The 19,903-nt window shown below is 65.2% G+C and carries 18 protein-coding genes and 1 pseudogene; 14 read left to right on the top strand and 5 right to left on the bottom strand.

The features are described 5' to 3' along the window. The first annotated feature begins 154 nt into the window (after positions 1–154). Positions 155–2,638: a putative bifunctional diguanylate cyclase/phosphodiesterase gene (locus ACVI1L_RS39065; protein ID WP_456785252.1), complete on the top strand. Its 2,484-nt coding sequence runs from the start codon at positions 155–157 to the stop codon at positions 2,636–2,638. Positions 2,639–2,747: 109 nt separating this feature from the next. Here ACVI1L_RS39065 and ACVI1L_RS39060 read toward each other — a convergent pair whose 3' ends face one another. Both ACVI1L_RS39060 and thrS read right to left on the bottom strand, forming a co-directional pair. After that, the gene (locus tag ACVI1L_RS39060) at positions 2,748–3,311 is read right to left on the bottom strand and encodes a nitroreductase family protein (RefSeq protein ID WP_456785251.1); all 564 of its coding nucleotides are present in this window, start codon (positions 3,309–3,311) and stop codon (positions 2,748–2,750) included. Positions 3,312–3,395: 84 nt separating this feature from the next. Then, entirely contained in the window at positions 3,396–5,444 is a 2,049-nt protein-coding gene (thrS, locus tag ACVI1L_RS39055) for a threonine--tRNA ligase (RefSeq protein ID WP_316398056.1), read from the bottom strand. A 227-nt stretch (positions 5,445–5,671) separates the two neighbouring features. Between thrS and ACVI1L_RS39050 the strand changes: the two genes are divergently transcribed. Further along, entirely contained in the window at positions 5,672–6,970 is a 1,299-nt protein-coding gene (locus ACVI1L_RS39050; RefSeq protein WP_456785250.1) for an ATP-dependent Clp protease proteolytic subunit, read from the top strand. 106 nt (positions 6,971–7,076) lie between these two features. Further along, positions 7,077–8,213 (top strand): MFS transporter, encoded by a 1,137-nt coding sequence (locus tag ACVI1L_RS39045; RefSeq protein WP_168856787.1) that lies wholly within the window; start codon positions 7,077–7,079, stop codon positions 8,211–8,213. Between the two features lie 81 nt (positions 8,214–8,294). On the opposite strand, the gene ACVI1L_RS39040 is transcribed toward ACVI1L_RS39045, so the two are convergent. Both ACVI1L_RS39040 and yidD read right to left on the bottom strand, forming a co-directional pair. Then, positions 8,295–8,462, bottom strand: a complete 168-nt coding sequence (locus ACVI1L_RS39040) for a hypothetical protein (RefSeq protein ID WP_016843922.1) — start codon at positions 8,460–8,462, stop codon at positions 8,295–8,297. 125 nt (positions 8,463–8,587) lie between these two features. After that, entirely contained in the window at positions 8,588–8,899 is a 312-nt protein-coding gene (yidD, locus tag ACVI1L_RS39035) for a membrane protein insertion efficiency factor YidD (RefSeq protein WP_168856736.1), read from the bottom strand. A 282-nt stretch (positions 8,900–9,181) separates the two neighbouring features. On the opposite strand from yidD, the gene ACVI1L_RS39030 reads away from it, so the two are divergent. Continuing rightward, entirely contained in the window at positions 9,182–10,105 is a 924-nt protein-coding gene (locus ACVI1L_RS39030; RefSeq protein WP_456785249.1) for a hypothetical protein, read from the top strand. 126 nt (positions 10,106–10,231) lie between these two features. On the opposite strand, the gene ACVI1L_RS39025 is transcribed toward ACVI1L_RS39030, so the two are convergent. Continuing rightward, complete coding sequence (locus ACVI1L_RS39025; protein ID WP_057019663.1) at positions 10,232–10,678, bottom strand: iron-sulfur cluster assembly scaffold protein; 447 nt, start codon at positions 10,676–10,678, stop codon at positions 10,232–10,234. Positions 10,679–10,918: 240 nt separating this feature from the next. Here ACVI1L_RS39025 and folE point away from each other — a divergent pair, with 240 nt between their 5' ends. The 10 genes and pseudogenes from folE (at position 10,919) to ACVI1L_RS38975 (ending at position 19,837) form a co-directional block, all read left to right on the top strand. After that, a complete protein-coding gene (gene folE, locus ACVI1L_RS39020) occupies positions 10,919–11,599 on the top strand; it encodes a GTP cyclohydrolase I FolE (RefSeq protein ID WP_016843918.1) in 681 nt (226 codons plus the stop codon). Positions 11,600–11,627: 28 nt separating this feature from the next. Continuing rightward, positions 11,628–12,056 carry a phosphoribosyl-AMP cyclohydrolase gene (gene hisI, locus ACVI1L_RS39015; protein WP_057019662.1) on the top strand — a complete coding sequence of 143 codons (429 nt, stop codon included), beginning with the start codon at positions 11,628–11,630 and terminating at the stop codon, positions 12,054–12,056. A 202-nt stretch (positions 12,057–12,258) separates the two neighbouring features. Continuing rightward, positions 12,259–12,870 carry a c-type cytochrome gene (locus tag ACVI1L_RS39010; RefSeq protein ID WP_456785248.1) on the top strand — a complete coding sequence of 204 codons (612 nt, stop codon included), beginning with the start codon at positions 12,259–12,261 and terminating at the stop codon, positions 12,868–12,870. Between the two features lie 13 nt (positions 12,871–12,883). After that, entirely contained in the window at positions 12,884–14,134 is a 1,251-nt protein-coding gene (locus ACVI1L_RS39005; RefSeq protein WP_057019661.1) for a c-type cytochrome, read from the top strand. Positions 14,135–14,249: 115 nt separating this feature from the next. Continuing rightward, positions 14,250–14,429, top strand: coding sequence for a hypothetical protein (locus ACVI1L_RS39000; protein ID WP_016843914.1), 180 nt, complete (start codon positions 14,250–14,252; stop codon positions 14,427–14,429). Continuing rightward, a complete protein-coding gene (locus ACVI1L_RS38995; RefSeq protein ID WP_057019660.1) occupies positions 14,429–14,992 on the top strand; it encodes a cupredoxin domain-containing protein in 564 nt (187 codons plus the stop codon). Before ACVI1L_RS39000 ends, ACVI1L_RS38995 begins: the two co-directional genes overlap by 1 nt. After that, positions 14,982–16,607 carry a cbb3-type cytochrome c oxidase subunit I gene (locus ACVI1L_RS38990; protein WP_057019659.1) on the top strand — a complete coding sequence of 542 codons (1,626 nt, stop codon included), beginning with the start codon at positions 14,982–14,984 and terminating at the stop codon, positions 16,605–16,607. Before ACVI1L_RS38995 ends, ACVI1L_RS38990 begins: the two co-directional genes overlap by 11 nt. Further along, entirely contained in the window at positions 16,604–17,395 is a 792-nt protein-coding gene (locus ACVI1L_RS38985; RefSeq protein ID WP_456785247.1) for a c-type cytochrome, read from the top strand. Before ACVI1L_RS38990 ends, ACVI1L_RS38985 begins: the two co-directional genes overlap by 4 nt. A 92-nt stretch (positions 17,396–17,487) precedes the next feature. Then, on the top strand, positions 17,488–18,492 hold the full coding sequence (locus ACVI1L_RS38980) for a transglycosylase SLT domain-containing protein (RefSeq protein WP_456785246.1): 1,005 nt from the start codon (positions 17,488–17,490) through the stop codon (positions 18,490–18,492). 162 nt (positions 18,493–18,654) lie between these two features. Then, a pseudogene (locus ACVI1L_RS38975) lies at positions 18,655–19,837 on the top strand (DUF2336 domain-containing protein). Positions 19,838–19,903 lie beyond the last annotated feature (66 nt).

Genomic DNA, 19,903 nt, shown 5'->3' with positions numbered 1-19,903 from the left:
GCAGCTGTCATAGTCTCTAATGTGAACTAACCATCGCGCGAATTTGAGCCGTCATAATCGCTCGCGGCGATACCGGGCCTGCCTATTTTTACATGACGTTAAGCCGCGGCATGACTTGGATGCCGTGGGGACTAGTGTTTGCGTGGGGCGCGCCATGGTCATGGCCAACAAGAAATCAGCTAAAGCATCGGCCAAATTCAATTCCGAGATGTTCGCCGACGTACCGGTTCTGCAACGCAAGTGGCAGGCCGCGGTCCGTCCCGGCGAAAAGCTGCCGCACTATGAAGACGTGATGCTCGGCAGTCTCGGCCGGCTCGCCGATCATATCGTGCTGCTGCGGAGCGTCGATGGCATGCTCAGCGTCTCGCACGCCGGCCGCTATGTCCAGACATGGCTGAACGACGAGCGCTGGGACATTCCGCTCAGCGCCCTGCCGCCTGATTGCGCCACCGCGTTGACCGAGGCGGCCGCAAACGCGCGCGAGAACTGCCGGCCCTATCTGGCGTCGGCGCATTGCGTCCGCGACGGGCTGGTGCGGACCTTCGACGTGCTGGCGCTGCCGACGCGGTCGCGCTGGGGCGGTATCCTGGTCGGCGTCTATGTCAACGAGCGCAATGCGCAGTACAATCTGCTCGATACGATTTTCTCGGCCACCGACGAGGGCGTGCTGTCGCTCGCCGCGATCCGCGATGCGCGCGGCGAGCCGGCCGACTTCCAGATCGTGCATCTCAACCAGGGCGCCGCAAGGCTGCTGATGCAGCCTGCGACCGAATTGCTGTGGCGCCGGCTCAGCGCCGGCGGCAATCCGCTTGCGGCGTCAGCGGTGATGAGCCGTCTGCGTGGATTTGTCGGCGGCGGCCCGGGCGGGCAGTTCGAGATCGACAGCGGCGATCGCTGCCTGCGGCTCGGCGTCACGGCGTTCGGCGACATGCTGTCGCTGACCGTCTCCGACGTCACCGCGCTGAAGCAGCGCGAGCTGTCGTTCCGCCTGCTGTTCGAGAACAACCCGATGCCGATGTGGGTGTTCGACGCCGGCACGATGGAATTCCTCAGCGTCAACGACGCCGCCGTTCAGCATTATGGATACAGCCGGGAAAAGTTTCTCGGCATGACGCTGCGCCAGATCTGGCCGGTGGATGAGTGGAGCGTGCATAGCGCCGCCTTGCGCGAGATCGGCGACGTCTATCAATCGAGCCGCGACTGGCGGCACATCAGGGCCGATGGCAGCGAGATCCACGTGCTGACCTTCGGGCGCAAGGTGGCGTTCGAGGGCCGCGACGGCTATCTGGTCGCGGTGGTCGACATCACCGAGCGCCGCGCCGCCGAAGCGCGGATCGCGCATATGGCACACCATGACGGTCTCACCAATTTGCCGAACCGCGATTTCTACCAGGAGCGCCTGCGCGAGGCGCTGGAGCGCGGCCGCAGCGGCAACAAGCGCGTCGCGGTGATGTGCATCGACCTCGACCTGTTCAAGAACGTCAACGACTCCTTCGGGCATCCGATGGGCGACCGGCTGCTCAAGCTGGTGGCGGAGCGGCTGCTCGAGGTGGTCCGCGACGACAATGTGGCGGCCCGCCTCGGCGGCGACGAATTCGCGATCGTGCTTGCGGCCGACGTTTCGCCGAACGAGGCGAGCGCTTTCGCCGAACGGTTGATCGAAGCGCTGAGCGCGCCCTACAACATCGACGGGCTCGAGGTCGTGGTCGGTGCCAGCGTCGGCATCGCGCTGTCACCGGGTGACGGCACGACGTCGGAAGAATTGATGCGCAATGCCGACATGGCGCTGTACCGCGCCAAGTCCGAGGGCGGCGGCGTGCACCACTTCTTCGAACCGGAGATGGATCAGCAGGCGCAGAAGCGCCGCGACATGGAGCGCGATCTGCGCGCGGCCTTCAGCAACGGCGAGTTCGAGCTGCACTACCAGCCGCTGGTCGACATCGCGGCCGACCGCATCTCTGGCTTCGAGTCGCTGCTGCGCTGGCGGCACCCGCAGAAGGGCATGGTCTCACCTGCGGAGTTCATCCCGGTTGCCGAAGACATCGGCCTGATCGTCGCGCTCGGCGAATGGGTGCTGCGCGAAGCCTGCTCGGAGGCGATCAAGTGGCCCGCCGACGTCAAGGTCGCCGTCAATCTGTCGCCGGTGCAGTTCCGCAGCCGCAATCTGGTCCAGGCCGTGATCTCGGCGCTGGCGCATTCCGGCCTGTCGGCCCGGCGGCTCGAGCTCGAGATCACCGAGTCGGTGTTCCTGGCGGAAACCGAGGCCAACCTCGCGATCCTGCATCAGCTGCGCGAACTGGGCGTCAGCATCTCGATGGACGATTTCGGCACCGGCTATTCCTCGCTGAGCTATCTGCGCAGCTTCCCGTTCGACAAGATCAAGATCGACCGCTCCTTCGTGAAGGATCTGGCGCGGCGCTCCGATTGCCTCGCGATCGTGCGCGCGATCTCGGGCCTTGGCCGCAGCCTCAGGATCACCACGACCGCGGAAGGGGTCGAGACGACAGACCAGCTCGACTGGTTGCGCGCCGAAGGTTGCAACGAGGTGCAGGGATTTCTGTTCAGCGCGGCGCGGCCGGCCGGCGAGATCGCGGCCTTGCTGAGCGGCTTTGCGGAGCGTGCGTCGAAGGCGGCGTAGTCGTCATGCCCGACAATGGCGAGGGCTTTTGTAGCCCGGGTGAGCGAAGCGACACCCGGGACGAGTGTCCCGCATATCGCTCCGCTCATGCGGGCTACAAGGCTGTACCCTAGAACCGCGTCACGATATCCGACAGGGCCGGGCGCGGGCGGTCCTCGCTCGGCCCGGTCGGGGTGCCGATGTGAATGAGCCCGGCGAGCTTCTCGTCCGGCTTCAGGCCGAGGCCGTCGAGCACGTCGCGGTCGAAGGCAAACCAGCCGGTCAGCCAGCAGGCGCCGTAGCCGAGCGCGGTCGCCGCGGTAACGATGTTCATCGCGCTGGCGCCCGCCGACAATTCCTGCTCCCACGGCGGCACCTTCGGGTGCGCCTTGGTGAAGGAGACCACGCCGATCACCAGCGGCGCGTCGGTCAGGCGCTTCTTCTCGACCTCGATGTCGGAGGCCGGCGCCCCGGGATTCTTCCGGGCGAAGACCTTTGCGATCACGTCGCCGGCCCGCGCGCGGGCATCGCCCTCGAACACGATGAAGCGCCAGGGCGCGAGCTTGCCGTGGTCGGGTACGCGTGCGCCGATCGTCAAAATGGTCTCGAGCTCGGCCGCGGACGGGCCCGGGCCGGTCATCTCGCGCGGTTTCATCGAGCGGCGCGTCTTCAGGAGTTCAATGGCATCGGGCACGGAAATGTCCTTCAAGGGGAGTCGTGGCCCCAAGATGGGGACACGACCAAGCCAATGAAAGCCAGTTTAGACCGATTGTGAAGATCAGGCGACGGATCGCGCCCGCTTCACGTCGGGCGGCGTCGCCTCATCCGCCAGCGCGGCGATCGCCTCATCGGTCGGCATCACGGTCTGCCGCTCGCTGCCGAGGCGGCGGACCGAGACCGAGTGGGTCTCGGCTTCCTTCTTGCCGACGACGAGCAGGGCCGGGATCTTGGCCAGCGAGTGCTCGCGGACCTTGTAGTTGATCTTCTCGTTGCGCAGGTCGATCTCGACCCGGAGCCCGGCGCGGCGCGCGGCGGCCGCCACCACCTTGGCGTACTCGTCGCCTTCGGAGGTGATGGTCGTGACGACGAGCTGGGTCGGCGCCAGCCAGAGCGGGAAGTTGCCGGCATAGTGCTCGATCAGGATGCCGATGAAGCGCTCCATCGAACCGCAGATCGCGCGGTGCACCATGACGGGTGCCTTCTTCGAGCCATCATGATCGATGTAGAACGCGCCGAACCGTTCCGGCAGGTTGAAGTCGACCTGGGTCGTGCCGCACTGCCAGTCGCGGCCGATGGCGTCGCGCAGCACATACTCGAACTTCGGTCCGTAGAACGCGCCTTCGCCCGGATTGATCTCGGTCCGGATGCGGTTGCTGCCCTTGGCCTTGATCTCCGACAGCACCGTCGCCATCACGCGCTCGGCGTGATCCCACATCTCGTCGGTGCCGACGCGCTTCTCCGGCCGCGTCGAGAGCTTGACCGTGAGCTCGCCGTCGAAACCGAAATCGGCGTAGGTCGACAGGATCAGGTCGTTGATCTTGAGGCACTCGTCGGCGAGCTGCTGCTCGGTGCAGAACACATGGGCGTCGTCCTGGGTGAAGCCGCGCACCCGCATCAGGCCGTGCATCGCGCCCGACGGCTCGTAGCGATGCACGACGCCGAACTCGGCGAGCCGCAACGGCAGGTCGCGGTAGCTCTTCAGCCCGTGCTTGAAGATCTGCACATGGCCCGGGCAGTTCATCGGCTTCAGCGCGAACCAGCGCTTGTCCTCGGCCTCGTCGCCGGCGGACTGCGCCGCGAACATGTTCTCGCGGTACCAGTCCCAATGGCCCGAGGTCTCCCACAGCGCCTTGTCGAGGATCTGCGGGGCGTTGACCTCGTTGTAGTCGCCGAGCAGCCGGCGCCGCATATAGGCGATCAGCTGCTGGAAGATGGTCCAGCCCTTGGGGTGCCAGAACACCACGCCCGGGCCTTCCTCCTGGAAGTGGAACAGGTCGAGCTCGCGGCCGAGCTTGCGGTGGTCGCGCTTCTCGGCTTCCTCGATCTGCTTGAGATAGGCGTCGAGGTCTTCCTGCCTGGCGAATGCCGTGCCGTAGATGCGGGTCAGCATCGGATTGTTGGAATCGCCGCGCCAATACGCGCCCGCCACCTTCATCAGCTTGAAGGCGTTGCCGATCTTGCCGGTCGAGGTCATGTGCGGGCCGCGGCAGAGGTCGAACCAGTCGCCCTGGAAGTAGATCTTGATCGGCTCGTTGCCGGGAATGGCGTCGACCAGCTCGACCTTGAAGGCCTCGCCCTTGTCGCGGAACACCTGCTTGGTCTTCTCGCGATCCCAGACTTCCTTCGTGAACGGCTTGTCGCGCGCGACGATCTCGCGCATCCGCTTCTCGATCGCGGCAAAATCTTCCGGGGTGAACGGCTCGTTGCGGAAGAAGTCGTAGTAGAAGCCGTTCTCGATCACCGGGCCGATCGTGACCTGGGTGCCCGGCCACAGCGACTGCACGGCCTCCGCCAGCACATGCGCGGCATCGTGCCGGATCAGTTCCAGCGCGCGCGGGTCTTCGCGGCCGATCAGCTCGATCTTGGCGTCGGCCTCGATCGGATCATTGAGGTCGGCAAGCGTGCCGTCGAGCGCCATCGCGACGGTGCGCTTGGCGAGCGAGGGCGAAATGCCTTTGGCGATGTCGAGACCGGTGGTCCCTCTCGGGAAATCGCGCCTCGCTCCATCAGGGAAGGTGAGGGCGATCTTGTTCACGGGTTCTGCGGGTTTGAGGTTAGAGAGGCTGTACTGGAATCCGGATTCGGATTTGGGTGGCGTTTCTGCCATGGTGACTCCTGTAGCTCACTCCTGCGAACGAGCGCAGGTAAGCGGAAAGCAGCGGTATAGCAGGGGATTTGACGCCTGCAATCCGGCAATATCAAGAAAATGGGCCACCGGCCGCACGGATTTGAACAAGGCTCGGCTGCAGGCGACGCCACGGATCGTTGCGACGCTGCCGATCATCGTCTAACGTCCGGCGTCCGTTTTCCGCCATCGCGCGATCCGCAAGGTTCATGTTTTCCCGTCTCCTGTTTTTCGTGGCGTTGCTTCTGATCCCGGGCGTGTTGCGGGCGGAAGAAACACCGGTCCAGAAGGCCGGATTTGCGAAGAAGCTGACCATCTATCTCGCCCATGGGCCAGCGAACGCCTGCGGCGCCGGCTGCGATCGCTGGATCGCGATCGAAGGCGAGATCGATCGGGAAGCCGCTCAGCGGATTCGCACCTTCCTGTTTGCCGTCAAGGACAGGCAGCTTCCGATCTACCTTCATTCGCCGGGCGGAAACGTCGAGCAGTCCTATGGGATCGCGCGGTTCCTGCGCGCGCACAAGGCAATCGCCCGAGTCGGCCGTACCATCGTGCCGGCCTGTTCCACCGGCACGCAGATCGACGCCGCATGCCTGAAGATCAAGGCTGCCAAGGGCGAGGTCGAGGCCGAGCTCGCCACGCGCAACGCGATGTGCGTGTCGGCCTGCGCCTATCTGTTCCTGGGCGCGACCAGCCGCGAAGTGGCGCCCGATTCGGTGCTCGCGGTGCATAACTCCAAGCTGATGTTCGTCGTCCACGGGCATCCGCCTGCGCAGGTCGTCGCGGACTTCAGGCGGCGCGAGATGGTAAGCGCCGATCGCGACCGCAATGTATTCCTCGCGGCGATGGGCATCAGCCATGAGCTCAGCGACCTCATCAAGTCCGTGAAGTTCGAGGACCTGCACGTGCTGACGCGGCCGGAGCTCTATCGATTCGGCATCGATACGCGGCCGCTGCCGGAAACCCTGTGGGCGGTGGAGAAGGAGACACGGCCCTATGTTCGCAAGATCGTGCAGCAGAAAAGGGCCGACGGCAGCGCGTTCCGCATGATGGAGTGGCGGCTGTTCTGCGAGAGCAAGGATCGCGGGCGGCTGATGTTCGTGCGCGAGTTCGAGGAGGGGGCAGCCGGCAAGAGCACGGTGCTGATGATGGCCGGCGCGACCAAGACCGTTGCATTCGGCCGGTCGGCGCGGTTCGGCAAATACGAGGTCTGGAGCGAGGCGGTGACCTCGGACATCGTCAAGGCGATGCTCGCGGCCCCGCATCTGCAGATCGGCGAAAGCCCGCCGGCAACCGACGCCAAGCCTGACGCCAAGTCCGACGTCAAGTCTGACACCAAGTCCGGCCTTGCGACATTCGATATCGGCACCATCGGGCTGGAGCAGGGCTGGACGCAGCTTCTGGCATCATGCCCGGCGGCGACCACCGGTCCGAAGCCTGCGAGCCCGTTGCCGGCCGCCGCGTCGCCGAGCGTCAGCGCCGTGCCGGCGGCGTCACCGTCGCCATGAGCGCAAGAGGCGCCGTTCGATCAGGTGCCATGCATTTAGATGCAGTTGCATCGATCTCGGCGTCTGCTAACAACGCGGCGTGAAACGCTTCGCTCCCACCGCATTGATGCTCGGCAACATCGTCACCGGCTGCTCGGTGCTGGCGCCGGCCGGCATGCTGGCGGAGTTGTCCGACGGACTCGGCGTCACGATCCACACCGCGGGTCTCCTGATCACCTTCGGCGCGATCGTGCTGTGCGTGGGCTCGCCGGCGACGGCGTGGCTGACCAGCCGGATCGAGCGGCGGGCCTTGCTGACGGCGACGCTGCTGGTGCTGACGCTGACCAATGCGGCATCCGCCTTTGTGCCGAACTACGACAGCCTCCTGATCATTCGGCTGGTGATGCTCGCGGTCGGCGTGCTCTACACGCCGCAGGCGGCGGGCACCGCGGCACTGATCGTGCCGGTGGAGAAGCGCGGCAGCACGATTGCCTACATCTTCCTCGGCTGGTCGCTTGCTGCCGCGATCGGGCTGCCGCTGATCACCTTCATCGCAAGCCGCTACGGCTTTCGCGCGACCTATGGCGCGATCGCGCTGACCGGGCTCGTCAGCTCCCTGCTGCTGTGGTGGCGGCTGCCAGGCGGACTGCACGGCGCGCCGGTTGACCTCAGAACCTGGGTCGATCTCGGCCGCAATCCGATGGTCATTCTGCTGCTGTCGATCACGACGCTGCAGATGTCCGGCCAGTTCGTGGTGTTCACCTTCATGGGACCGCTGCTCGCCAAACTGACCGGCGCCAATGCGGACGCCGTCGGGATCGTGTTCGCGCTCTACGGCATCTTCGGGTTCGTCGGCATCGTGATCGCAACGCGCGTGGTGGACTCGTGGGGCGCCTGGAAAACCTCGGTCCTGTTCACCGTGCTGCTGCTCGCAGGCGTCGCCGGCTGGGCGCTGAGCGCCGGCGCCTACGCCCTGATGGCCGCCTCCGTCGCGGTGTGGGGCCTCGGCTTTGCATCGACCAATTCGATGCAGCAGGTACGCCTGGTCGGTGCGGCGCCGGCGCTCGCTTCGGCGTCGGTCTCGCTCAATACCTCGGTGCTGTATATCGGCCAGGCCATCGGCTCCGCGATCGGCGGCTTGCTGTTCGCCCGCGAATGGCTGCACAGCGCAGGCTACGTGGCTACGGCCTTCGTCGCGGCGGCGCTCGCGGTCGTGGTCGTCACGCGGCCGCGACGGACGGCCGCCACCGCCGCAGCCGAGTGAACGGTTGGCTTTCACGTTTGTGTTCGCGAGAGCATCCCAACAACGATCCGCGTGCGGAACATCAGGGAGCTCGACTGCGCGTCACCACCTCACGCTTTGGCTGGGCACGATGAACGCCGTCGTGCTCGGCTTGTTCGGATTGTGGGTGAAGTAGCCGTAGGCGGCGACGATCACGACGAGCAAGGCAAGCACGGCCAGCAAGTCGATCTGCCGGGGATCATGACCGTTGTGGCTGATTTTCCAGCGCATTGTTGTTTCCTCCCCAAAGGGGGCAATGAAACAATGCGCCAACTATCGCCACAGTTCCGCCGGGCAGCAATGCGCGCTGCGCTTGGACATGCCGCAGCAATCGATCAATTCTCGTTGACGCCGCGTCAGCCTTCGTTGACGCCGCGCCAGCGGCCATAGCGCCAGGGCAAGTACCAGCGTGCCCCGGGCGGCTTCGTCACCGGGACATTATCGATCCCGGATGTTCCCCAGGGCTGGCAGCGCAGCAGCCGCGCCAGCGTCATCCAGCCGCCGCCCCACAGGCCGAAGCGTTCGATCGCCTCGTCGCCATAGACCGAGCAGGTCGGCAGATGCCGGCAGTTGTAGCCGACCAGCGGCGACAGCGTGTGCCGGTAGATCCAGATCAGGGCGCGGCCGAGGTTGCGCGGCAAGCGGCGCATGGTGCTGGCACAGTCCATGCATCGTGGATGGTGTGTCGTTGAATGGTCTGTCGGCGGCATACGCAAGTATGTACGTAGTCTTGCGGGGGTTCCAAGCCAAGGAACTGTTTTCTTGCAGATATTTACGCCACAGTTCGTTATTATTGCACAGCACCGATGGCGCTGCAGCAAGGGCTCTATGGACGGTCCGGGTCAGCAACGCTACCGTTCCCATAACGCGCCGCTGACGGAATCGTGGCGCATTGCCATGGGGCCATTGCCACCGCTCGCATCACCAAGGGCTTGGGGGAAGGAACCAAATTGAGGCTCGTCAAGTCGCTCTCGTTGCGCAGTTGGGCGCTTACCGGCGCCGTTGCTCTTTGCTTCGCGGTTTCCGGCACCGCCGCCGTGGCGGGCGGTTCCGCGCAGGCCAATTCGACCCTCGAAGAGCGCAAGCTGCCGATGAAGTTCAGCTGGATCGCCTGCCAGCCGAATTGCCGCGGCTGGGTGTCCGCGGTCGGCATCATCACGGCCGATAGTCCGAGGGAATTCGACGAGTTCGCGCGCGGCCGCCAGCTCAACGGCGCCACCATCGTGCTCGATTCCAGCGGCGGCTCGGTCAACGACGCGATCGCGCTCGGCCGCCGCTTCCGCGGTCTCGGCGTGCTGACCACGGTCGGCACCAGCGTCGTCAATCAGGCCGCGCAGGGCGGCCGCGCGAGCGTTCTGCCCGATGCTTATTGCGAGTCGATGTGCGTGTTCCTGCTGTTGTCGGGCAAGACGCGCTACGTTCCGCCGGCCGCCCATGTTCGCGTACATCAGATCTGGATGGGCGATCGCGCCGACGACGCCAAGGCGGCGAGCTACACCGCGCAGGACCTGATGATCGTCGAGCGCGATATCGGCCGTCTTGCCAAATACACCTTCGATATGGGCGGCGCGGGTGATCTGCTGGCGCTCTCGCTCAGCGTGCCGCCGTGGGAGGACCTGCACGAATTGTCGGCGGCCGAATTGCGGCTGACCAATCTCATCACCACCGATGCGGTTGCCGACGTGCTGCCGCGGCAGGACAACAGCAAGGACAACGCTATTCCCGTCGCCGAGGCGAAGCCGAAGAACAACGATCGCTTCTTGAGCAGCGCGATGGAGGGCGAGGCGTCGCAGGCGAGAGCGACCAAGACCGCCGAGGTCGTGGTGCCGACCGGCGGCAGCGCAGCGCCGGCGCCGGTCCAGCCCGCGCAGTAAGAACGCACATTGTCGCGTCGTTCCGGGACGCGTAAGCGGACCACAGATGCGCAATTGCGCATCGGGGAACCTCGAGATTCCGGGTTCGATGCTGCGCATCGCCCCGGAATGACCTGACATGCAATTTTACGCCGGCTGCTTCGCCTTGGCCTCGATCTGGCCGATCGCATCGACCACGGCATCGAAGGTCAGCAGGGTCGAGGCATGGCGGGCCTTGTAGTCGCGCACCGGCTCGAGCAGCGCGATATCGGCCCATTTGCCGCCCTGCGGGGGCTGGCCGTTTTCCTTCAGCATCTTGCGGACCGTCTCGCGCAATTCGCGCAGCTCGTCCGCGGTCGAGCCCACCACCCGGCTCGCCATGATCGAGGAGGAGGCCTGGCCGAGCGCACAGGCCTTCACGTCATGGGCGAAATCCGTCACCACGGGACCGTCCATCTTGAGGTCGACCTTGACGGTCGAACCGCACAATTTGGAGTGGGCGGTGGCGCTGGCGTCCGGGTCGGCCAGCCGTCCGAGGCGCGGAATATTGCCGGCCAACTCGATGATCCGCTTGTTGTAAATGTCGTTCAGCATGGGGACAGATGCCTGGTTCCGGCGGTGCCGGGCGCTCTTGGCGGCTGGGTTGCACCGTCCTATATATGAACGGCAACGCCGGAAACATAGCCCGGCCATGCAGCCACCGCGGCCCACCTCCGCCGCGGCGGTGCTACAATTGTGGGACTCAGGCGCCCGGCGGTCGAACCATCCGCCCCGTCTGCCCGGTGACACATCCGGACCAAGGTCAAATCCGAGGGCCGGTCGAACGGAGAAGACATGGACGCCTTGATCAAATCGATTCGCCCCAACAAGCCGGCCGACGCGAAGCCCGGCGAGCTCGACCCCTCAGAATTCATGACGGCGGCCGTCCGCGCCGACCAGCCGCGCCCGTCGCGGGCGGAGGCGGAGGACGCCGTGAAGACGCTGCTCGCCTATATCGGCGAGAACACCGGCCGCGAGGGACTGCTCGACACGCCGCGCCGGGTCGTCGAGGCCTATGACGAGCTCTATCAGGGCTACCACCAGTGCCCGGCCGAGGTACTGAACCGCACCTTCGGCGAGACCGCCGGCTACGACGATTTCGTCCTCGTCCGCGACATCGAGTTCACCTCGCAGTGCGAGCATCACATGATGCCGTTCTACGGCAAGGCGCATATTGCCTATACGCCGGTGGAGCGCGTCGTCGGCCTCTCCAAGCTGGCGCGGCTGACCGATATCTTCGCCCGCCGTCTGCAGACCCAGGAGCATCTCACCGCACAGGTCGCGGCTGCGATCGACGAGGTGCTGAAGCCCCGCGGCGTTGCCGTGCTGATCGAGGCGGAGCATACCTGCATGTCGGTGCGCGGCGTTGCCAAGCATGGTGCATCGACCTTCACCAGCCGCTTCACTGGCATGTTCCGCGACAATCCGGCGGAGCAGCAGCGTTTCCTGTCCCTGGTGCGAGGACCGAACCGGTAACCTCGCATTTTCCTGAGCGAGGTTTTCCGTGTCCGCAGCGACCCACGATCACGACCGCGAGGAGGGGCTGGCCTTCCAGCCTAAATTCGACGCGGCAGGTCTTGTGACCTGCGTCGCGACCGATGCCGCGACCGGCGATGTGCTGATGGTCGCGCACATGAACGACGAGGCCCTGCGCAAGACGATCGCGACCGGCGAAGGCTGGTACTTCAGCCGCTCGCGCAATGCGCTGTGGCGCAAGGGCGAGAGCTCGGGCCAGACCCAGCGCGTGGTCGAGATCCGGATGGATTGCGATCAGGACGCGGTGTGGATCAAGGTCGAGCAGATCGGCGCCGCCTGCCACACCGGACGGCGCTCCTGCTTCTATCGCGCGGTGAAGGACGAGGGCGGGCATGTCAGCCTGTCCTTTGTCGACGCCGAGAAGCTGTTCGATCCGGCGCAGGTCTATCGCAAATAGATCATTGATCTGAATCAAGTACAGCGCGGCGAAGTCGTGTACTTCGTGGCCCCTGTTACGCCATGCGCAAGCCGTTGCGCATGGTCGTCACTGGGGGTGAACTGTGGCGCATCGCCTGATACCGCTTGTTGGGTTTTTTGCCTGGGCTGTGTGGCCGATCGGCGAGGCGCAATCGCAAACGACCGAGCGTGCGCCCGATACGATGGCCGCGCGCGTCCTTGCCTGTGCGCCGTGTCACGGCGCCGAAGGCGAGGGCACCAGCGACGCCTATTTCCCGCGGCTGGCCGGCAAGCCGGCAGGCTATCTCTACAACCAGCTCATCGCATTCCGAGATGGACGGCGGAAATATCCGCCGATGAACTACCTACTGGAGTTTCAGACCGACGATTACCTGAAGAAGATCGCCGAATATTTCGCCTCGCTCAGGCCGGCATTTCCGCCGCCGGTCCCGCCGGTCGACAGCAAGGAGATTCTGGCGCGCGGCGAGACGATCGTGAAGAACGGCGATCCGCAGCACGGCATTCCGCCCTGTTCGGCCTGTCATGGTCCTACATTGGGGGGCATGGAGCCCGGCATTCCCGGCCTGCTTGGCCTGCGCGCCGCCTATATCAGCGGCCAGCTCGGCGGCTGGCGCTACGGTACGCGGACCGCGTTCGCTCCCGATTGCATGCAGATCGTCGCGAGCCTGCTGACGGAGGACGACGTGAAGGCGGTGGCAGCCTACCTGTCGTCGCGTCCGGCGCCGTCGGATCCATCCTTCGCGCCGCGAGGCAGCCTTCCGATGCCGCTCGAATGCGGCAGCGAACCGCATTGAAGGGATCGTGCCGATGTCGCGAACCTTAACAGGACTGCTTGTCGGACTGATGCTGGCACTGTCGCCGATTGGGGCATCGGCGCAGCAGAAGGCGGCCGATCCGGCCGTGCTCGCCAAGGGCGAGTATCTCGCACGCGCCGGCGATTGCATCGCCTGCCACACCGCGCGCGAAGGCAAGACCTTCGCCGGCGGGCTGCCGATGAAGACGCCATTCGGCACGCTCTACACGTCGAACATCACGCCCGACCCGCAGACCGGGATCGGCACATGGACGTCGGATCAGTTCTACCAGATGATGCACAATGGCCGCTTCCCCGATGGCGGCCTGGTCTATCCGGCGATGCCGTTCGCCTCCTATACCAAGGTGACGCGCGAGGACAGCGACGCGATCTACGCCTATTTGCGCACGGTGCCGCCGGTCAGGCAGCTCAACAAGCCGCATGACCTGACATTCCCGTTCAACAACCGCTCGCTGATCATTGGCTGGCGCACGCTGTTCTTCAGGGAAGGCGAGTTCAAGCCTGATCCGACGAAGTCGGCGGAGTGGAACAGAGGTAACTATCTGGTCGAGGGGCTAGGGCATTGCGGGATGTGTCATACCCCGATCAATGCGCTCGGCGGCAGCAAGCAGTCGCAGGCCTTCGAGGGCGGCCTGATCCCGATGCAGAACTGGTACGCGCCGTCGCTGACCTCCAACAAGGAGACGGGGCTCGGCGACTGGACGATCGAGGAGATCGTCGACTATCTGCGCAAGGGCGTGTCCGCCAAGGGCGCCGTGTACGGACCGATGGCCGAGGTCGTCTACAACAGCCTGCAATATCTCAATGATGATGATGCGCGCGCGATGGCGGTCTACCTGAAGGGCCTTGCGCAGGGCGGTCCTCCGGAGAAGGCGTCGACTTCGCTACCGTCGGCCGAGAGCAGTCTGCTGCTGTCCTTTGGCAAGTCGATCTATGACCGCGACTGCGCAAGCTGTCATGGCGCGACCGGGCAGGGCATGCCGCCGGATTATCCGCCGCTTGCCGGCAATCAGTCGATCCAGATGGTCTCCGCGGTGAACCCGATCCGGATGGTGCTCAATGGCGGGTATCCGCCGGGCACGTCGGGCAATCCGATGCCCCACGGCATGCCGCCGTTCGCGCAGAAGCTGTCGGATGACGAGGTCGCGGCTGTCGTGACCTACATTCGAACGGCCTGGGGCAATCGCGGCGAGCCGGTGTCGGCGCGGCAGGCCAACGAACTGCGGGCAGCAACGCTGAACTAAAGCATGATCCGGAAAAGTGCGAAGCGGTTTTCCGAAACGATCATGCTCAAACAAAGGAGCTAAAGCGCGATGACTAGTCAACCTCGTCTCGTCGCGCGTTAAGGGGAGCGCGATCATGATCAACTCGTCTTCGCCGCAACCGCCGGCATCGGGCTCGGAAGACGATGATGTCGAGACCATCGTACGCGCCGGTCCGGGCGGCGCGGTCGCGGTCGCGGGCATTGCGACGGCCGTCGTGGTCGGGTTGTGGTTTGCATTCTATCTACTGGTCTTCCTGCCGCGGAGCGTTCCCTGATGGCGAGCGAGACTGACCACAGCCTCGGCGAGGCCGTTGCCGCACGGATCGAGCGGCGCTGGGCGACGCTGTCGATCGTCATTGTCGGCGTCCTGGTCGGCATGGCGACCTATATCGGCATCCATCAGGCGACGATGCCGCAGGGCCGGGTCGAAACCGCCGATCCCAAGACGCTGCATCTGTCGGGTGAATTCGTCGAGAGCAATCTCGGCAGCGAAATGCTGGCCGACGGATCGGTCACCGTGCGTGCGATTGGCCAGCAATATTCCTTCACACCGCAATGCATCGTGGTGCCCGCGGAGACGCCGATCACCTTCCGCGCCACCAGCGCCGATGTCGTCCACGGTTTCCTGATCGAGGGCACCAACATCAACACGATGCTGGTGCCGGGCTACGTCACCGACCTGCCGGTGCGCTTCAAGGCGCCGGGCGATCACGTGATGCCGTGCCAGGAATTCTGTGGCATCGGCCACCAGGGCATGTGGGGCAAGGTCAAGGTGGTCGACAAGGCTGCGTTCCGTGACATGGCGGCAGCGAAGCGGAGGCTGACCTGTGTTGATTAACAAGCGGCTGATCGCGGTGCATTTCTGGCTTGCCTTCATCGTGTTCGGCGTCGCGCTGGTGCTCGGCGCCTGGCAGATGTTCGTGCGCAGCCCGTTGAACGCCTGGCATTTCAATCCGGAATTCTATTATCGCTCGGTCACCGCCCATGGCTCGGCGATGGGATACGTATTCCCGACACTGATCGCGATGGGATTCGGTTACGCGATCACCGAAGCCTCGCTCGAGAAAGAGCTGGTTGGACGGCGCTGGGCTTGGGTGGGCTTCTTCCTGGTCGCCGTCGGCGCCGTTGTCGCGATGATCCCGGTGTCGCTCGGGCTCGCCTCGGTGCTCTACACCTTCTATCCGCCGATGGTCGGCAATCCCTTCTATTACATCGGCGTCGTCATGGTCGTGGTCGGCTCATGGATCTGGGTCGCGCTGATGGTGACCAATTTCGTGATCTGGAAGCGCGAGAACCCGGGCAAGCCGGTGCCGCTTGCGATGTATGCCAATGTTGCGGGCTCACTGCTCTGGGGCTGGACCGCGGTCGGCGCGGCGCTTGAGATCCTGTTCCAGATCCTGCCCGTGGCGCTTGGGCTGAAGTCGACGATCGATGCGGGGCTGGCCCGTGTCTTCTTCTCCTGGACGCTGCACGCCATCGTCTATTTCTGGCTGATCCCGACCTACATCGCCTATTACACGATCTTCCCGCGGGCGATCGGCGGCCGGCTCTTTAGCGACCCGATGGCGCGGATTTCGTTCATCCTGTTCGTCGTGGTGGCGATGCCGATCGGCGTGCATCACCTGTTTGCCGATCCGCAGGTCGGCGCCGGATTCAAGTTCATGCACTCCGTGTTCACCGGCCTCGTCGCGCTGCCGACGCTGCTCACGGTGTTCACGATCTGCGCCTCGGCGGAGATTGCCAGCCGCCTGCGTGGCGGCCGCGGCGCATTCGGCTGGATCGGCGCGCTGCCATGGTCCAATCCGATCATGCTGGCGACGGCGCTGTCGCTGGTCATGCTCGGCTTCGGCGGCGCCGGCGGTCTGATCAACATGAGCTATCAGCTCGACGCCACCGTGCACAACACGCAGTGGATCACCGGCCATTTCCACCTGATCTTCGGTGGCGCCATCGTGATCATGTATTTTGCCATCGCCTATGATCTGTGGCCGCATCTGACCGACCGTGCGCTGGACAGTTTTGGCCTGATGCGCACGCAGCTCTGGCTGTGGTTCATCGGTATGATCGTGACCACCTTCCCGTGGCACTATGTCGGTATTCTCGGCATGCCGCGCCGCATGGCGTATTACGACTATGCCAACCCGGCGATCTCGCCACAGGCCTTGTCGGTCACGATGTCGGCGATCGGCGGGCTCATTCTTCTGATATCGGGCCTGCTGTTCCTGCTGGTGCTGATCCGCGGGCAGTTCGGCGCGCGAGGCGAGGCGGGTGCGTACCGCTTCGCGGTCCCGTTGCACATGCCCGCGCGGATTCCGGTCGCGCTCAACTCATTCGGCCTGTGGCTCGCGTTGATGGTCGGTCTCACCGTGGTGAACTATGGTTTCCCGATTGCGCAGCTGATGGCGCTGAACGAGACCAGCGTGCCTGCGGTCTATGTCGGAGCCGGCCGATGAGCGACCAGCCGCTGTTCTCGCTTCGCAATCCGTGGTTCGGCGCCAGCGTCGGCATCACGGCCGCCATCGCCGTGCTGTCGGCCGTCGCCGGCCTGATCTGGTTGCCGCTGGCGCAGCCCAATTTGAAGCTTGCGGGGGTCTGGGATGCGATCTGCAGCGCGGCCGGCGTTCCGCGTGCCGCCGTGCAGGAGCCCGGCATCAAGCCGGATTTCAAGACGTCCAATGTCATCATGACGTCGGAGATGCTGACCAAGGCAGATCAGGTCTCGATCGGGCGGGGCGCAACGCTGGCGCAGCGCTGCGCGATCTGCCACGGACCGCAGGGCGTCAGCGACGCCCATTCACCGAACCTCGCCGGGCAATTTGCCGCGGTGACCTACAAGGAGCTGAATGACTTCAAGACCGGCGCGCGGGTCAGCGTGGTGATGAGCCCGTTCGCAGCGGCGATGAGCGATCAGGACATGAAGGATGTCGCGGCCTATTACGCCTATCTGCCGCGGGTGCCTTCGAACAATCTGGATACCGCGCGTCCCGCGCCGGCGATCGTGGTGACGGGCGCCCCGATGCGCAACATCGCGCCTTGCGGCTCCTGCCACGGCGATGTCGACAACAAGGCGGGAAGCCCCTGGCTGGGCGGCCAGTCGGCAGTCTACATCAAGGCACAGCTCGAGGCCTTTGCATCCGGGGCCCGCCGCAACGACATCAGCCAGCAGATGCGCAACATCGCGCGCCCGATGACGGCCGAGGAGATCGACCAGGTCGCGCACTACTACGAGGCCCAGCCCTGAATCGGCGCTATTAACGCGCCATTAACCATAATTACGGCACCTTGACGGGACATGGGTGCCGATTGCCGGCGCCCGGCAAGGCACCCGGACAGATGGCGGTCGACCTCTTCAATGCGACGGCTTCGGCAGGTGTCGATTCCTCGCGCCTGAAGGTGGCGAGCTCGATCAAGCAGGCGGCCGCGACCGCCGGCACGAGCTTCGAATATCTGCTCACGACCGCGAAGATGGAATCCAATTTCAATCCGCGGGCCGGCGCCACGACTTCGTCGGCGCATGGACTTTATCAATTCATCGACCAAACCTGGCTCGGCACCGTCAAGGAGGCCGGAAGCCAGCTCGGCTATGGCCAGTATGCCGACGCCATCACCAGGAATTCCGACGGCAGCTATTCGGTCGGCGATCCCTCGGCGCGCGCCGCGGTCATGAAGCTGCGCGACGATCCGGACGCGGCGTCCTCGATGGCGGCGGTGCTGACGCAGTCCAACAGCTTCAAGCTTACCGGCAAGCTCGGCCGCCGTCCGACCGATGCCGAACTCTACATGGCCCATTTCATGGGCGTCGGCGGCGCCGGCAAGCTGATCTCGAGCGCCGAGGACAGCCCGAGCGCCAATGCGGCCAGGATGTTCCCGAAGGCGGCGGCCGCCAACCAGTCGATCTTCTACGACAAGTCGGGCAGCGCACGCAGCGTCAGCCAGGTCTATTCGGTGCTGACCACGCGCTACGCCGCGGCCGCGAACTCCCAGGATACGCGCACCGCCTTCGCGGCGGCGGGTGGCGACACCATGTCGCCTTACGCGATCGCAGGCGCCGCGCCGACGACAGCGCTGACCATGGATACCGCGTCCTATCTCTCGACCTTCTCCGACTCCCGGTCGGCGACGCCCGTCGCTGCGACCTCGGCCATCGCATCGGCACAGTCGGCGCCGACCTTCCGCTCGCTCTACCAGGCCGGCGATCGCTCGGAGCCGATCTCGCCGGCGGTGCAGGAGCTGTGGGGCAATTCCTCCTCGCTGACCGCGTCGGCGACGCCGAAGGTCCGCGTGCCCGGGCGGCTTGACCTGTTCAGCGATCCGAGCGGCACCTACAGCAACGGCTAGCGCTGTCTTGCTGCGCGCGCGAAGCCGCGCGCCGTTGCGGCTTTAACGAAACGTCAATAATCCCAAACGTTTATGGTGAACCCTTTGTTAAGCGTCATGGTTTATTTTTCCTTGCGTGGCGTCGTATGTCGATGCCGTTTCGTTGCGTAAGCCGGAAGGACCATGATCGTTCGGCAGTTCATTAGTTGGATTAGGACCGCTCCAGCAGGTGAGCGAGCAGAGGCGACACGGGCGTTGGCCCGGGCCTGGCTCATCTCGGATCTCACCAAGGACGACCGCATCGCAGCTGAAGGCGCGCTGCTGATGCTGCTCGACGACCCGTCGCCGCTGGTGCGGCAGGCGATGGCCGAGGTGTTCGCGCGCAGCGCGGACGCGCCCACCGCGATCGTGCAGGCGCTGTCGGCCCGACCAGCCGGCGATCGCGCTGCCGGTGCTGGAACATTCACCGCTTCTGATCGATGCCGACCTCGTCGACATCGTCGCCACCGGTTCCGACGAGATGCAGTGCGCGATCGCGCGCCGCATCAATCTGCCGGCCTCCGTCGCCGCCGCGATTGCCGAGGTCGGCTCGGCCGCGGCCGCGCTCGAGCTGATCGAAAATCCTTACGCCGGCCTCGCGCCGTTCTCCTGGGATCGCATCGTCGAACGCCACGGCCATCTCGCCGCCATCAGGGAATCGATGCTGCAGCTGGAAGACCTGCCGTCGGCGACGCGGCTGGCGCTGGTCGCAAAGCTCTCCGACACGCTGGCGCAGTTCGTCGTCACGCGAAACTGGCTCGGTGCCGATCGCGCCGACCGGATTGCCGGCGAGGCCAGGGAACGCTCCACGGTGAACATCGCCGCGCGCGCCTTCGGCGACGACATGCAGAACCTGATCACGCATCTGCGCGCCACCGGGCAATTGACCGCCGGGTTGATCCTGCGCGCGCTGCTGTCGGGCAATCTCGATCTGTTCGGGGCGGCGCTCGCTGAACTCTCCGGACTGCCCTATGGCCGCGTCTCCGCGTTGTTGAACGACCGCGGCGGCAACGGCCTGCAGGCGCTGCTGCGCCGCGCCGGCTTGCCGGAATCCACCTACGCCGCGTTCCGCGTCGCGCTCGAGGCCAGCCACGAGGTCGGCTATGTCGACAGCGGTGACGGCGCGGCGCGGCTGCATCGCCGCATGGTGGAGCGGGTGCTGACGCATTGCGAGACCGATCATTCGGCGGCCGAGCCGCTCCTGATCCTGCTGCGCCGCTTTGCGACCGAATCGGCCCGCGAGGACGCACGGATGTTCTGCGAGGAGCTCGCCGCGGAAGACGCCATCGCGGTGCTGCCCTACGACGACGATCTCATCGCGGCCTGAGGGCCGCGCTTCCTTCCCATCGATGGATGCTTGAGTGGGCTGCGCAACGCGAGCAGCCGGCCGCGC

It is taken from the genome of Bradyrhizobium sp. USDA 4516, from assembly GCF_054055915.1.
This window is presented reverse-complemented; position numbering and strand designations above follow the sequence as displayed.

Coding starts and splice junctions, on each gene's coding strand:
- ACVI1L_RS38980 (WP_456785246.1), top strand. CDS start 17,488: ATGGCGGTCGACCTCTTCAATGCGACGGCTTCGGCAGGTGTCGATTCC.
- ACVI1L_RS39050 (WP_456785250.1), top strand. CDS start 5,672: ATGTTTTCCCGTCTCCTGTTTTTCGTGGCGTTGCTTCTGATCCCGGGC.
- ACVI1L_RS38985 (WP_456785247.1), top strand. CDS start 16,604: ATGAGCGACCAGCCGCTGTTCTCGCTTCGCAATCCGTGGTTCGGCGCC.
- ACVI1L_RS39025 (WP_057019663.1), bottom strand. CDS start 10,678: ATGCTGAACGACATTTACAACAAGCGGATCATCGAGTTGGCCGGCAAT.
- yidD (WP_168856736.1), bottom strand. CDS start 8,899: ATGGACTGTGCCAGCACCATGCGCCGCTTGCCGCGCAACCTCGGCCGC.
- ACVI1L_RS38995 (WP_057019660.1), top strand. CDS start 14,429: ATGGCGAGCGAGACTGACCACAGCCTCGGCGAGGCCGTTGCCGCACGG.
- thrS (WP_316398056.1), bottom strand. CDS start 5,444: ATGGCAGAAACGCCACCCAAATCCGAATCCGGATTCCAGTACAGCCTC.
- ACVI1L_RS39045 (WP_168856787.1), top strand. CDS start 7,077: ATGCTCGGCAACATCGTCACCGGCTGCTCGGTGCTGGCGCCGGCCGGC.
- ACVI1L_RS39010 (WP_456785248.1), top strand. CDS start 12,259: ATGGCCGCGCGCGTCCTTGCCTGTGCGCCGTGTCACGGCGCCGAAGGC.
- folE (WP_016843918.1), top strand. CDS start 10,919: ATGGACGCCTTGATCAAATCGATTCGCCCCAACAAGCCGGCCGACGCG.
- ACVI1L_RS39065 (WP_456785252.1), top strand. CDS start 155: ATGGTCATGGCCAACAAGAAATCAGCTAAAGCATCGGCCAAATTCAAT.
- ACVI1L_RS39040 (WP_016843922.1), bottom strand. CDS start 8,462: ATGCGCTGGAAAATCAGCCACAACGGTCATGATCCCCGGCAGATCGAC.
- ACVI1L_RS39005 (WP_057019661.1), top strand. CDS start 12,884: ATGTCGCGAACCTTAACAGGACTGCTTGTCGGACTGATGCTGGCACTG.
- ACVI1L_RS39000 (WP_016843914.1), top strand. CDS start 14,250: ATGATCAACTCGTCTTCGCCGCAACCGCCGGCATCGGGCTCGGAAGAC.